This window comes from Fodinibius halophilus (assembly GCF_011059105.1).
GTDB classification, from domain to species: Bacteria; Bacteroidota; Rhodothermia; order Balneolales; family Balneolaceae; genus Fodinibius; species Fodinibius halophilus.
Map to the genome: position 1 here is coordinate 118,733 of NZ_JAALLS010000002.1, position 13,124 is coordinate 131,856.

The 13,124-nt window shown below is 40.5% G+C and carries 12 protein-coding genes; 6 read left to right on the forward strand and 6 right to left on the reverse strand.

Going from position 1 to position 13,124, the window contains the following annotated elements:
- Positions 1-32 precede the first annotated feature (32 nt).
- From gyrB to G3569_RS02200, 5 genes are all read left to right on the forward strand, one after another.
- Entirely contained in the window at positions 33-1,958 is a 1,926-nt protein-coding gene (gyrB, locus tag G3569_RS02180; RefSeq protein WP_165265646.1) for a DNA topoisomerase (ATP-hydrolyzing) subunit B, read from the forward strand.
- Positions 1,959-2,016: 58 nt separating this feature from the next.
- Positions 2,017-4,476 carry a DNA gyrase subunit A gene (gene gyrA, locus G3569_RS02185; RefSeq protein ID WP_165265648.1) on the forward strand — a complete coding sequence of 820 codons (2,460 nt, stop codon included), beginning with the start codon at positions 2,017-2,019 and terminating at the stop codon, positions 4,474-4,476.
- A 184-nt stretch (positions 4,477-4,660) separates the two neighbouring features.
- The gene (locus G3569_RS02190) at positions 4,661-5,020 is read left to right on the forward strand and encodes a hypothetical protein (protein WP_165265650.1); all 360 of its coding nucleotides are present in this window, start codon (positions 4,661-4,663) and stop codon (positions 5,018-5,020) included.
- A 147-nt stretch (positions 5,021-5,167) separates the two neighbouring features.
- A complete protein-coding gene (locus G3569_RS02195; RefSeq protein ID WP_165265652.1) occupies positions 5,168-5,395 on the forward strand; it encodes a hypothetical protein in 228 nt (75 codons plus the stop codon).
- A gap of 210 nt (positions 5,396-5,605) precedes the next feature.
- Positions 5,606-6,619 carry a 6-bladed beta-propeller gene (locus G3569_RS02200; RefSeq protein WP_165265654.1) on the forward strand — a complete coding sequence of 338 codons (1,014 nt, stop codon included), beginning with the start codon at positions 5,606-5,608 and terminating at the stop codon, positions 6,617-6,619.
- Positions 6,620-7,138: 519 nt separating this feature from the next.
- Here the strand turns inward: G3569_RS02200 and G3569_RS18875 are convergent.
- The 5 genes from G3569_RS18875 to G3569_RS02235 form a co-directional block, all read right to left on the reverse strand.
- On the reverse strand, positions 7,139-7,246 hold the full coding sequence (locus G3569_RS18875; RefSeq protein ID WP_165266006.1) for a hypothetical protein: 108 nt from the start codon (positions 7,244-7,246) through the stop codon (positions 7,139-7,141).
- 34 nt (positions 7,247-7,280) lie between these two features.
- Entirely contained in the window at positions 7,281-8,228 is a 948-nt protein-coding gene (locus G3569_RS02215) for a helix-turn-helix transcriptional regulator (protein WP_165265656.1), read from the reverse strand.
- 110 nt (positions 8,229-8,338) lie between these two features.
- On the reverse strand, positions 8,339-8,971 hold the full coding sequence (locus G3569_RS02220; RefSeq protein ID WP_165265657.1) for an RsmG family class I SAM-dependent methyltransferase: 633 nt from the start codon (positions 8,969-8,971) through the stop codon (positions 8,339-8,341).
- Between the two features lie 45 nt (positions 8,972-9,016).
- On the reverse strand, positions 9,017-10,906 hold the full coding sequence (gene mnmG, locus G3569_RS02225) for a tRNA uridine-5-carboxymethylaminomethyl(34) synthesis enzyme MnmG (RefSeq protein WP_165265659.1): 1,890 nt from the start codon (positions 10,904-10,906) through the stop codon (positions 9,017-9,019).
- Between the two features lie 417 nt (positions 10,907-11,323).
- Entirely contained in the window at positions 11,324-11,716 is a 393-nt protein-coding gene (locus tag G3569_RS02235; RefSeq protein WP_165265660.1) for a hypothetical protein, read from the reverse strand.
- Positions 11,717-11,895: 179 nt separating this feature from the next.
- Between G3569_RS02235 and G3569_RS02240 the strand changes: the two genes are divergently transcribed.
- On the forward strand, positions 11,896-12,663 hold the full coding sequence (locus G3569_RS02240) for a sugar phosphate nucleotidyltransferase (RefSeq protein ID WP_165265662.1): 768 nt from the start codon (positions 11,896-11,898) through the stop codon (positions 12,661-12,663).
- A 305-nt stretch (positions 12,664-12,968) separates the two neighbouring features.
- Here G3569_RS02240 and G3569_RS18685 read toward each other — a convergent pair whose 3' ends face one another.
- Positions 12,969-13,097, reverse strand: coding sequence for a hypothetical protein (locus tag G3569_RS18685; RefSeq protein ID WP_276611281.1), 129 nt, complete (start codon positions 13,095-13,097; stop codon positions 12,969-12,971).
- Positions 13,098-13,124: the final 27 nt, after the last annotated feature.

Genomic DNA, 13,124 nt, shown 5'->3' on the forward strand with positions numbered 1-13,124 from the left:
CATTGTTTTAACCCCTAGTCACACCTTTATTTATGGCGAAAGAGAAAAGATCAGATTATAAGGCGGAAAATATACAGGTATTAGAAGGGCTTGAAGCCGTCCGCAAGCGTCCGGCAATGTATATCGGAGACACCGGTCAGCGCGGGCTTCACCACTTGATCAATGAGGTTATTGATAATTCCATTGATGAAGCAATGGAAGGCCACTGTGATTTAATCGAGATTATAATCAATGAAGACGGTTCCATTACGATTACTGATAATGGCCGTGGTATTCCGGTGGATGAACATCCGAAAATCAAGTTACCGGCCGTAGAAGTTGTGCTTACCAAGCTGCATGCTGGCGGTAAGTTTGATAGTAATACCTATAAAGTATCTGGTGGTCTGCACGGTGTGGGTGTAAGTTGTGTGAATGGTCTATCTTCACATTTCTATGCTGAAATCCATCGTGATGGCGAAATATATGTGATGGAGTTTGAGCACGGTAAAACCGTACAACCCCTAAAGGTAAAGGGCAAAACAGACAAAACGGGCACAACCATTACCTTTACTCCAGATCCGGAGATTTTCAAACAAACAACTGAATTTAAGTACGAAATTATTGCAAGCCGAATGAGGGAGCTTGCATTCCTGAATCCCGAGATCACAATTTTGTTGCGTGATGAACGTGAGGATGAGCTTGAAGATGAGTTTCACTACGAAGGCGGAGTTAAAGATTTTGTTCAATACCTGGATGAGGATCGTGAACCAATGATGGATGAACCTATCCTGATTGAGGGGGAGGTTGATATGGTTCCGGTTGAGCTGGCGATACAATATAATGGCAGTTATTCTCAGAACGTCCACTCTTACGTTAATAATATTAATACGCGCGAGGGTGGTACACATATTTCAGGATTCAGACGTGCCTTAACCCGATCATTGAAAAAATATGCGAAGGATAACAACCTGATAAAAAGTGATATTAAAGTATCAGGAAGTGATTTCCGCGAAGGGATGACGGCTGTACTGAGTGTTAAGGTTCCTGAACCACAGTTTGAGGGGCAGACTAAGACAAAGCTTGGTAACTCTGAAGTACAGAGTGCAGTGGAGGTTATTGTGTATGAGCAGATGAACGAATTCCTCGAACGCAATCCTAAAACTGCCAAGACTATTCTTAAAAAAGTTATTCTTGCTGCTGAGGCCCGTCAGGCGGCCAAAAAGGCTCGAAAACTTATTCAGCGGAAGAGTGCAATGAGCGGCGGTGGACTTCCTGGAAAGCTGGCCGATTGCTCTATTAAAGATCCCGAGCACAGTGAAATCTATCTGGTGGAGGGTGACTCTGCCGGTGGTTCTGCAAAGATGGGTCGTAATCGAAGTTTTCAGGCTATTCTGCCACTTCGAGGTAAGATATTGAATACCGAGAAGGCCAAAATCAATCGAATTCTGAAGAACAATGAAATTCAGGCGATGATTACCGCACTCGGTGCGGGGGTTGGCCACTCAGAAGAGGATTTTGACCTCGATAACCTGCGGTATCATAAGATCATTATTATGACAGATGCCGATGTCGATGGCTCCCACATTCGAACGCTGTTACTCACATTCTTTTATCGGTATATGAAACCACTGGTAGAAGGAGGGCATGTATATATTGCAACGCCACCACTCTACAGAATCTCTTATACAAGAGACAATATTGAGTATGCGTGGGATGATGACACACGAGATAAGATTATCAAAGACTTGAAAAGCTCTCGTAAAAAATTCGATGTATCTCGTTACAAGGGTCTTGGAGAGATGAATCCAGAGCAGCTTTGGGAAACCACTATGGATCCTGAAACAAGAACACTGCAGCGCGTGACTGTTGAAAATGCAGCGGCTGCCGATAAGCTCTTCTCTCGTCTCATGGGACCTGATGTGAAGCCCCGTCGTGAGTTTATTGAGCAGAATGCAAAGTATGCTACGCTGGATATATAACAGCGATCTGATAACACAACTAAATTTAGATTAACACTGACTTAGATTAGAATTATCTATGGCGAAAGAAAAAATTGTACCTATTGCGATAGAAGATGAGATGCAATCGGCTTACATCGATTATTCGATGTCGGTTATTGTGTCTCGGGCCTTACCCGATGTTCGGGATGGTATGAAGCCGGTCCACCGCCGTATTCTGTACGGAATGAGCGAGCTGGGTATGCTTCACAATAGAAATTATAAAAAGAGTGCTCGTATTGTAGGTGAGGTGTTGGGTAAGTATCACCCACACGGCGACTCTGCAGTATATGACTCTATCGTTCGAATGGTGCAGGACTTTTCTCTGCGTTATCCGTTGGTTGACGGGCAGGGGAACTTTGGTTCTATTGATGGCGACTCTGCAGCGGCCATGCGTTATACTGAGGTTCGCATGCAGCGTATTGCCGAAGAGATGTTGACTGATATCAACAAAAACACGGTCGACTATCAAACAAACTTTGATGATACCCTGCAAGAGCCAACCGTTCTGCCGAGTATGTTGCCAAACTTACTCCTGAATGGTGCTTCGGGTATTGCCGTGGGGATGGCCACTAATATGGCGCCTCATAATATTACGGAAACTATTGACGGGATCGTTGCCTATATCGACAATCCTGATATCGAATGTGAAGAGTTGATGGAGCATATTACAGCTCCCGACTTTCCAACGGGCGGTATTATTTATGGTTATGGCGGAGTTAAAGAGGCGTATGAAACAGGGCGTGGTAAAATTACACTACGAGCACGCTGTACTACCGAAGAACTACGGCATGGACGTGAACAGATTGTAATTACAGAAATACCATACCAGGTCAACAAGACTACGCTTGTTAAAAAGATTGCCCGGTTGACCCAAAATGATAAGCTTGATGAGATTTCTGAGATTCGCGATGAGTCTGACAGAGATGGAATGCGTATCGTAGTTGTGCTGAAACGTAATGCTAATACAGGCATTGTGCTTAATCAGCTCTATAAGTATACGCAAATGCAGACCACTTTTGGGGTTATTAGCTTAGCACTTGTGCAAGGGCGGCCCAAGGTGATGCCGCTCAAAGAGCTTATCTACCATTATGTTGAGCATCGCATTGAGATTATTATTCGCCGAACTCTTTATGACTTGGATCAGGCGGAAGCTCGAGCTCATATTCTGGAAGGCTTAAAGATTGCCCTTGACGATCTTGATGAAGTCATTAGAACTATTCGAGGATCTGACAGTCCTAAAGAGGCAAATGCAGAGCTCCGCCGTAAGTTTGCTTTAACTGATATCCAAGCTAAAGCAATTCTGGATATGCGACTGCAAAAGCTAACCGGACTCGAACGCGATAAGGTTGAACTTGAGTACAACGATATCGCTGAAAAGATTGCAGAGTTTAGAGAAATCTTGTGGAACAGGGGTCGTCAGACTGACATCATTAAAGAAGAACTCCTCGAGCTACAAGATCGCTACGGTGATGCACGTCGTACACAAGTAGTACATTCTGCTGAAGATTTCAGTGTCGAAGATATGATTGCTGATGAGGATGTGGTAGTAACCATCTCCAATAAAGGATTTATTAAACGTATGCCAGTCAGCGGATACCGACGACAGAAGCGCGGTGGTAAAGGAATGAAAGGTACAACTACAAAAGATGATGAATATGTAGAGCATCTGTTTGTGGCTACTAACCATAACTACATACTCTTCTTTACAGAGAAGGGACAGTGTTACTGGTTGAAAGTTTACGAAATTCCCGAAGCTTCCAGAACGGCAAGGGGGCGAGCAATAGTCAACCTTATCAATATTGAAAAGGATGATTCTATCAAGACCTTTGTGCCTGTTAAAACGCTTGATGATGAAGAGTATATTAACAACCACTACATTATAATGGCTACTAGAGAAGGTCAGGTTAAGAAGACTTCGCTAGAAGCATATAGCCGACCTCGTAGTGATGGTATTATCGGAATCAATATCAAGGAAGGTGATGCATTGCTTGAAGCTGCACTTACAGATGGCGAGAGTAATGTACTCTTATCAAATCGAAAAGGCCGTGCTATTCGGTTCCATGAAGATGAAGTACGAGATATGGGGCGTAATACGACCGGAGTTAAAGGCATGGACCTTGGCGAAGAGGATAATGAGCTTGTTGATATGGTTGTACTCAGAAATACTCACGAGGCAACGGTATTGGCCATCTCCGAAAATGGATACGGTAAACGTTCTCTTGTTGAAGATTACAGGGAGCAGAGCCGTGGAGGCAAGGGTGTAATTACACTTAAGGTAACTCAAAAAACAGGAGAACTGATTGCACTCAAGCAAGTCTCTGATAAAGATGACCTTATGGTAATAACGGAAGGCGGAAAAGTAATTCGAATGAATTGTGGTGGCATACGAACAATGGGGCGTAATACCCAGGGAGTTCGAATAATGCGACTCGATTCTGACGGTAAAATTGCTGCCGTTACACCGGTCGTCAACGAAGAAGAGGATGAAACGGTGTAGGCTTAAATAGCTAAATACAAAATTTTAAAAGCCTGATGGGAGAAATCCTGTCAGGCTTTTTTTATATGTCTCATATAAGATCAGCTGTAGAAGCATTAGAATCTTCTAAGAGCTTCATTTTTCTTGTAACAGATTGGGAGGTAGTTACTCTTGTCTAGTTACAGGCTAATGATAAAAGATGAATATGTCTGACGGAGAGGCACCGCGATTGATAGAGAACTCAAAAATTTCGATGGATCGGGCACTAGACATTTTGGAAGATCACTTTCATGAGATTAAGATGGTATGTGATTGGTCTATAAAGATGGGCTGGAAAGGAAAATGTTTATTTTCGGATGCTTTTCGCGCAAATAAAGCAGTACAGCTGCTCTGGAATACCACCCAAACAAACTATGCGATTGCAATAAAGTTGCAACTAAAAGATGAAAGGGGATTTTACCAATTTCTAAAACGACAGACCGGATATTCGCCAACAGAGATTAAAAAACTAACGGAACATGAGTATAACCTGCTTATCGAAAGATTAAATAACGTAATTATATAACAAGATTATATAAAGAAATTAGCGAACGGAAGTGCTTGCGGTTTTAGAGATGAGTTTTAACTATTTAAGGGAGTTAAGCTTCGGATAACCCCTTTGGGTTAAGTAATTATAGCACATTTTATTAACCTTAATTATAGAAAACTTGTTATGAACAATTCAGCAAACATTTTTAAAACTTCAATTTTTTTATTTTTTCTTCTATTACTAAGTATCAATCCTTCAAACACTAATGCCCTTGATGTTGATTGTGATGCAATGGTTGAAGAGTGTTCGGATAGAAACCCTTATTGGTATATTTTACAACCGGGCGAATGGGCAGCATATGAAATGGGATGCGGGAATGCTGGTGATATTTGTAAAGCTATGAAAGAGTAACAACCGTATACGAAAGTTGAAACTGTAAAATATTAGTCTAGCGTCAGTTCGGTATAGCAATCTTATATCGAACTGACGTTAAAATTATTAAATAATATGAAGGAGCTTATAAATATAATTTTCATTGTAATCTTTTGTTTACTCTTCTTCGGTTGCTCGAATAAACAAGAAACTGGGGAGTACAGAACGGATAATAACTTTCACCTTTTTTTGGATTCGTTAGACAGACATAAGCCAACTAATGTATCCATTTTTTCAGGGGAGGATGCAATAGTAGACAGGCCAATCCGTATTACTGCTGATCAATTCGGTCGGGCTATTATCGTTGATGCTGCTGATTGGAGCCTTAATTTGTTGGGTATTGATGGAAATCTATTATTCAAAACCGGACGAACGGGCGAGGGACCGGGTGAATATAAATTGATTAATCAGGTAGAGATGTTCAATGACAACAAGCTTTCTGTACTTGATAAAAAGCTTTATAGATTAACTTTTTATTCTATTACCGAAGATAGTCTTACATTGATAAAAACGGTTAATTTACCTGATTATGCGCCCCTTCGAGTGGTTTCTATCCATAGCACATCAAACAATGAATTTGTTGGGGTGTTTAAAAAAATAGGGCATCCAGAAGATGGGAATTTTATAATTCATAAATTGGATACAAACTTCAAGCCTAAAAATAAGCTTCTTGAATTACCCGGAAATGATCAATTATTACTTAGTGGATCTAACAGTCGCCATATAGATGATGCATTGGGAGCTAGGACTCATTGGGTTGTATCTGAGAATAAATTAAGTTTTGCCCGGTCAGATGAATTGAGGATCCATCCAATAGATTTAAAGGATCAATCAAAGGAGCAAGTTATCTTTGACAGGGAGATTCCCGAATACCAAAAGAATTCAAAAACTCAAAAATACCTTTCAGAAAGATTTGCTCCAATTACTAACAAGTTTCCGGATATGGCAAATAAACTTTTTGAGAGAGAACTGTTACCCTATTTTTTAAAATTTGCAGCAGCTGATAGACATTTCTACTTTTCTATTTTTAACTCTGGTATTGCGGAAAGAGGAAAAATACTGCAAATAAATAAAAAAACGGAAGCAGTAAAGGTTATCGATGTTCCCAAGACCTTTACTTTGTTCAGTGCTACTAATGAGAGATTGTATGGCATTATCGTTAAAAACAATGGTGCAAATGATATAGCGGTCATAAAACTATAGGTTGAGGTGGGCTAGTAATAAAAGGTATCAACTATGAAGTTTTAATTTAAATCAACCTTAATGATCCTTTTACTTTTTCTATTCAGTTCTATTTAGAGTGTAAAACCTAAATTAGAAAATACTGATATACAGGTATGTCACTTTTATATTGAGATAGTTTCACAATTTGTTTCAATAAAAATTTATTGTTTATTAGAATCTCTATCATTAGCAATTCTGAATTCCCTGTTCTTTGAATCTTCCAGTTCTCAGTTCTTTTGAAACATAAGTTAATTTATAAACATGATTTATTGCTATAATAAGGATTGCAATAGGGGCGTACTTATCGTGATTTGAAATGATGTTTCTATAAACAGAGACGTTCCTGATTAATAATTCAAGACGTGATTCATCGGGTGAGATCTATCCCACGCCGTGTGTAACTACGGTAACTTGTGAGTCGGTGAGATCCTCATAAGTTCCTGACCTGACTTTCACATCTCCCACCAGGAGCTGCCCATTCATAAGATCCATCGCTTCTCACTGCGCTTTTTCTTCATCAAGATCTACCAATGTTATTTCACTGGCAATCCGTTGATTTAAGAGGGTATAGGCTGCGGCTACTCCAACATTGCCTGTACCTATTATAGTAACTGATTATTTTTGAACTATATATATACTATTATTTGTCTTTGTCTATCATAACTTCTAGTAATTTACTTCTTTTTTCTAATAAAAGATCTGGAGAAATAATTTTAATATTATTTGCGAATTGCAGGAGCCATTCATTGATAAAATCCAGATTATCAAAAGAGAACCAAAACCGAATAAAATTAGGTTTAGCTTCTTTTTTCTTAAAAACCTTAGCCGGCAGATTTGCCTTAAACCGCTTTTCTATGGATTTGTGTACATCTAACTCTATTTCATGGGTTTTGCCGTTAGATCGAAAAATAAGGGATTCTACGTCGATTTTGCCATATGGGACGAATTCTTCGTCCAATAATTGAATATCAGACATGCGATCGAGCACAAAATTCCGAACAGCCTCTCTTTTGTGCGAATGTCCAATTACGTTCCAATGATCTCGGTAAAAAACAATAAGGTAGGGATCAATTTTTCGAGTTGATTTTTTTTCATCAGATTTTGATCGGTATTCAAATTTAATGGATTGATTTTGAGAAATTGCATTGCTGATGATATACCAGTCACCGCCCGCCATTTTCTCTGCTCCAAAATTTAAGTAGGGGTCTACCACTGTTCGCTCATTGATAGATTCCATGAACGCTCTGAGATCATCGGGAATGACCTCTTTAATTTTTAATTCTACGCCTTTAGCATCATCGATCAGCGTTTTGTCAACTTGGGATTTTACAAAGTTGAGCCCCACCATAATAGTAGCCAACTCTTTTGAAGTGAACATAAGCGGCGGAATTTTATAACTCGGTATAATTCCATACCCTTTATATTTATCGTGGGTTACGGGCACATTCATTTCCGAGAGGCCGTTAAAATCTCTAAAAACGGTACGCCTGCTTACGTCAAATTTTTCAGCAATGGTATCTACGGTAATTCGACTATTGGATTGTTGAAGCATAAGAATGAGCTTCATCCGTCGTTCTGAGCTGTTCATTCGTCTGGGGATTAATGAGCTTTTAAGGATTAATTTAAGCTCAATATAAATGAAAGTCACTAGTTTATCAGCAGAAGGTGGGCTAATTTAGAGTACTAAAGAAAAGGTACTTACCGGGAAATAACGAGAATAGATTTGCCTTCATAGAACTCCGAATAACCGGAAAGATTATAGCAATTTATGTTTAGAGGGGTGGAAATGTCTTCCAGTTCTTGTTCGAAAGAAGCCCCTTTATAGAGCACTATCTTTTGCCAGGGGAGGTGGGAAGTCATCTGGATGAGATCACTTATCTTGAATGCGTGCTTTGAGATAAGCAGAAAAGATTGGTCTTGTTCAAGATGTTCAATAGAACCATCAATAATCCCAATATTTTTAAGTTGCAACTTTTGAGCCATCTGCTTTATGGCTAAGCATTTTTTTGTTACTAAATCATTGAGTACCAAATGTTTATCCGGGTGGGTGATGGCAAGGGGCAGGCCGGGTAGCCCCCCACCGGTACCTGCATCGACAATAAGTTCGGCATTTATAAAAGCATCAAATTGAGATAGCAATAACGAGTGGCGTATATGTTGGAGTATTGTTTCACGTGGAACATTGCGACTTACTAAATTTAAGCGACTGTTCCACCACAGAAGGCGCTCAAGGTATAGATTTATCTTGTCATGGTACTGATCAACGATATCTTCCGTGCGATCAAATGTTTCACCTGATACGGTATGGGTTGAGATGTGATGATGTTCCACGTGAAACAATAGTTGGTCTTAAGGGTTGGAAGGGCTATTTAGTTGTTAGTTCTTGAGATAAACCATCAGAACTGAGACATCGCTGGGGCTTACTCCACTAATTCTGCTTGCTTGCCCAAGGGTTTCCGGCCGAATACGGTCCATCTTTTGTTTCCCTTCAGCTGAAAGACTTTCAATTTTGTCGTAATCGAGGGATTCAGGGATGAGTGTATCTTCCTGTTTTTTCATCTCTTTTACCATCTCAAACTCTTTCTCAATATAACCAGCGTATTTGATCTGGATTTCAACCTGTTCAAAGACAAGCTCATTAGTCGTAATTTCAAGAGCCTTATCTTTTAGTTCAGAGTCAGCTTCCATGATATTGCGGATGGAGAGCTCAGGGCGGGGGATCAAGGTTTTGGCTTTAACAGGCTGGCTAAGAGTAGAGGTCCCGTTTTCTTTGAGCATTGGGTCCATCTTTTCGGGATAAACGGTGTAGTCAGCAAGCAGGTCATGCAGCTCATCAATAGCTTTTTTCTTCTCTGCAAACTGATTGTATCGCTCGTCAGAGGCTAAACCAATTTTGTGCCCTAACTCTGTTAGTCGTAAATCTGCATTGTCCTGTCGCAGTAATATGCGATGCTCAGCACGGGAGGTGAACATGCGGTAGGGCTCTTCGGTACCTTTAGTGATCAGGTCATCAATAAGCACACCGATATAAGCTTCGGATCGCTTAAGGATAAATTCATCTTCTCCCTGTACCTTACGGGCTGCATTGATGCCGGCCATCAATCCCTGGCAAGCGGCTTCTTCATAACCGGTAGTGCCGTTAATTTGTCCGGCAAAGAAAAGTCCTTCAGTTATTTTTGTCTCCATACTTCTGCGAATTTGGTATGGGGGGAAATAGTCATACTCAATAGCATAACCGGGTCGCAGCATTACGGCATCCTCAAAACCGGGAATGGTCCGAAGTGCTTTATACTGCACATCTTCGGGGAGGGAGGTAGAAAATCCATTGAGATACATCTCGTAAGTATTCCAACCCTCAGGTTCTAAAAAGAGCTGGTGACTATTCTTGTCAGAAAATCGGTTTATCTTATCCTCAATGCTAGGGCAGTATCGAGGTCCTGTTGATTCAATAGTGCCATTAAACATAGGGCTTCGATCGAAACCGGACCGTAATACATCATGAACCTCCTCATTGGTATCTCCAATCCAACAGGTAAGCTGCTCTTCACGGGTTGGTAGAGAATCTGTCATAAATGAGAAGGCAGTTGGTTCTTCGTCTCCATATTGAACTTCCAGCTGGTCAAGGTCGATCGATCGGCCATCAATACGTGGAGGGGTTCCCGTTTTAAGACGACCAACTTCAAAGCCGAGATCTTCAAGAGCAGCAGAAATTCCAATAGAGGCACGTTCCCCGGAGCGTCCACCACCAAAATTAGTATCCCCAATATGCATAAGGCCGTTCCCGAAAGTGCCGGTAGTGAGTATAACTGATTGGGCTTGAAATACTTGTCCCGTTGCAGTACGAACTCCTTTAGCTCGTTTACCGTCTTCTGTAGTAATAACATCAACGACATTATCTTGGCGAAAATGGAGGTTATTTTTCTTTTCCAACTCCAGGCGCATCGTTTTACTATAAAGAGCTCGGTCGCTTTGGCAGCGTGGACTCCACATAGCAGGTCCTTTACTGGTGTTGAGAATGCGAAACTGAACACCAGACTTATCAGCTACTTTACCCATTAGGCCTCCAAGGGCGTCTATCTCTTTTACCAGTTGGCCTTTTGCAACCCCGCCTATAGCGGGATTACAAGACATTTTTGCAATGGCATCAAGATTCATGGTAATAAGTAGCGTTTTGGCACCAATTTCTGCAGCAGCACCGGCGGCTTCACTGCCGGCATGTCCAGCGCCAACAACGATGACATCGTAATGGGGATATAGCGACTTCATTTTGTGTAAGTGTATGTTTTTATTACACTTATTAAGTGTTATTGTTGTTATGCTCTAATAAGAGCTCAGATAGGGTATTTGTTTCTCCTCAATCCAAAAGAACCCGTACAGGGAGTCTCCTAAAATAAGGGTTTTATCGCTAAATGTTTAGTTGCCCGGAATTTTTGTTTGCTCTCCATTTTTAAACGAAGTGAGATTCTTCTTCTTCAAGGCTATCAACCCCGTGGTTAATATTGAGGTAAAACTGTTCGGGGCCGACTAGATCCTTGAGGCCGGACCTTTGAGAAATATCACGTACCAGGCCTTTAACACCAGTAAATAGCAGATCAATGTCTCAACGCTGATATTCATCAGTAAGTTCTTTTAAAGCATGAAGGGCACTGGTATCAACTTTATTAATGCCAATAGCATTAATGATTACATGGTCCAGATTCTTACCGTTTTCAATTTCCAGTTCTTTGAGCTTTTATTTCCTATAAGGAATATTGGGAAGTATAGAGAGGCGTCGATGCGAACGATGATCATATTTGTTTGTGTTAGTCCTTCCGGATGGCGTTCAAGGTCTCTATAGTGATCAGTATCAGGCAGGCGACCTAGAATTACGATATTTGGATAGCTGCTGTGGTGGATAACAATGCAAAAAGAAATAATTACTCCGATTCCAATTCCCTCTAAAATGCCCAAGCCAAGGCTAGCACTGAATAGTAAAGATATACTTGTTTGGGCTTGATTTTGTTCATTGACGGCAGTTATGAAAAAGCTGTCGGCAACCGGGTAAACATTAAAAACAGATCCGACCATGTTAGCCAACCCAAGATCTTTTTTAAGTACGAAACGTTATAGTCACGTCCCCAATTGGTTATGGGGATATACTGATCCAGTAGGGTCTTGTTGTTCATTCCTGTGTAATGGATATTTATTTGTTATTTATAAATTCCATTGCTGATAACGAGATAAAAATAATTCCAATTATCAAACAATAAGTAGATATGGAGAGGATAAAGAAGGCTGTAATACCGGCCGCCGGCAGGGGTAGTCGGTTATCACCTATCACTAGTTATCTGCCTAAAGCTATGCTTCCATTGGGTAAAAAGCCGGTTCTGCATCATATCGTTGATGAACTGTTACAAACATCAATTAAAGAGATAGCAGTGATAGCAAAGTCTAACCAAACGGCTATTTTCAAATATTTTAGAGAATGGTCTCAAATACAAATCATTATTGATGATACCGAGTCTGGGCCCGGAGGGGCCGTGTTAAGTGCAGAAGAGTTTGTGGGAGGGGAATCGTTCTTAGTCTCATTTGCAGATGCGCCTATTTGGGGAGAAGGAAAATCAGATTATATACAACAGCTATTGGAGCTCAAGAATGAAAAAGAGGCAGATGAGGTGATAGGCGTATATAAAATTCCTAAAGAAGAGCGAAGCAGTAGGGGCGTAGTGATGTCTGAAGGAAGTTTAGAAATAAACATTCCCGTTAGGCTTCGGGACATAATCGAGAAGCCGAAGAATGGGACAGTAGAAAGTTGCTGGGCTGCAGTAGGTCGTTATGTATTGGATCAACATATTTTCAAAGCCCTAAAAGAAATTGATGAAGATGATAAAGGGGAGCGGCAAATAACAACCGCTATTCGTCATATAATTAAGAAGGGCGGGCAGTTTTGGGGACTGCCTCTTGATGATGAATTAAAAAGATATGATACGGGAACCTTTAAAGGGTACTATAGCGCAGTGAAGGATGTAGTATTAGAAAGTTAAGCCATCTATTTTGATAGGTCAATGAATGTTAAATAGTCTTACTAAAAGAGATATCAGAGAGCTTGGTTTTGATGAAATGGCTTAACATCCAGGTATAGATATAAAAATTAAGATAGGCTAAAGAAATCAGTGAATAAGTAATAATAATATTTTCGATGTCTACTGTTAGGTATATTGCAACGGGTAGTAATACGAAGAACCCAAAAGTGTAAATAGCAGAATACCATTTAGCGCGAAATAGTTGCCATAACATATAGGGTGTAAAAACCAAAGCTAACACGGTTAAGATCATAAAAACGATCCCCCTAAGGCATGAACCCGATAGCTCCACCCAGAATCCATGTATGCTTTTCATAGTCAAGCCAGTAGCGGACTTTTTTGAGGGCTTCTTCCTTAACTGAAACCCTATTATTTAGCAGTTCGTCTTTGTCCATTGTTTACGATCCGTTGATGAATGTTAG

What these genes read in the sequence shown, in the direction of transcription:
- gyrB (WP_165265646.1), top strand. Translation starts at nt 33, where the DNA reads ATGGCGAAAGAGAAAAGATCAGATTATAAGGCGGAAAATATACAGGTA.
- gyrA (WP_165265648.1), top strand. Translation starts at nt 2,017, where the DNA reads ATGGCGAAAGAAAAAATTGTACCTATTGCGATAGAAGATGAGATGCAA.
- G3569_RS02190 (WP_165265650.1), top strand. Translation starts at nt 4,661, where the DNA reads ATGTCTGACGGAGAGGCACCGCGATTGATAGAGAACTCAAAAATTTCG.
- G3569_RS02195 (WP_165265652.1), top strand. Translation starts at nt 5,168, where the DNA reads ATGAACAATTCAGCAAACATTTTTAAAACTTCAATTTTTTTATTTTTT.
- G3569_RS02215 (WP_165265656.1), bottom strand. Translation starts at nt 8,228, where the DNA reads ATGAACAGCTCAGAACGACGGATGAAGCTCATTCTTATGCTTCAACAA.
- mnmG (WP_165265659.1), bottom strand. Translation starts at nt 10,906, where the DNA reads ATGAAGTCGCTATATCCCCATTACGATGTCATCGTTGTTGGCGCTGGA.
- G3569_RS02240 (WP_165265662.1), top strand. Translation starts at nt 11,896, where the DNA reads ATGGAGAGGATAAAGAAGGCTGTAATACCGGCCGCCGGCAGGGGTAGT.
- G3569_RS18685 (WP_276611281.1), bottom strand. Translation starts at nt 13,097, where the DNA reads ATGGACAAAGACGAACTGCTAAATAATAGGGTTTCAGTTAAGGAAGAA.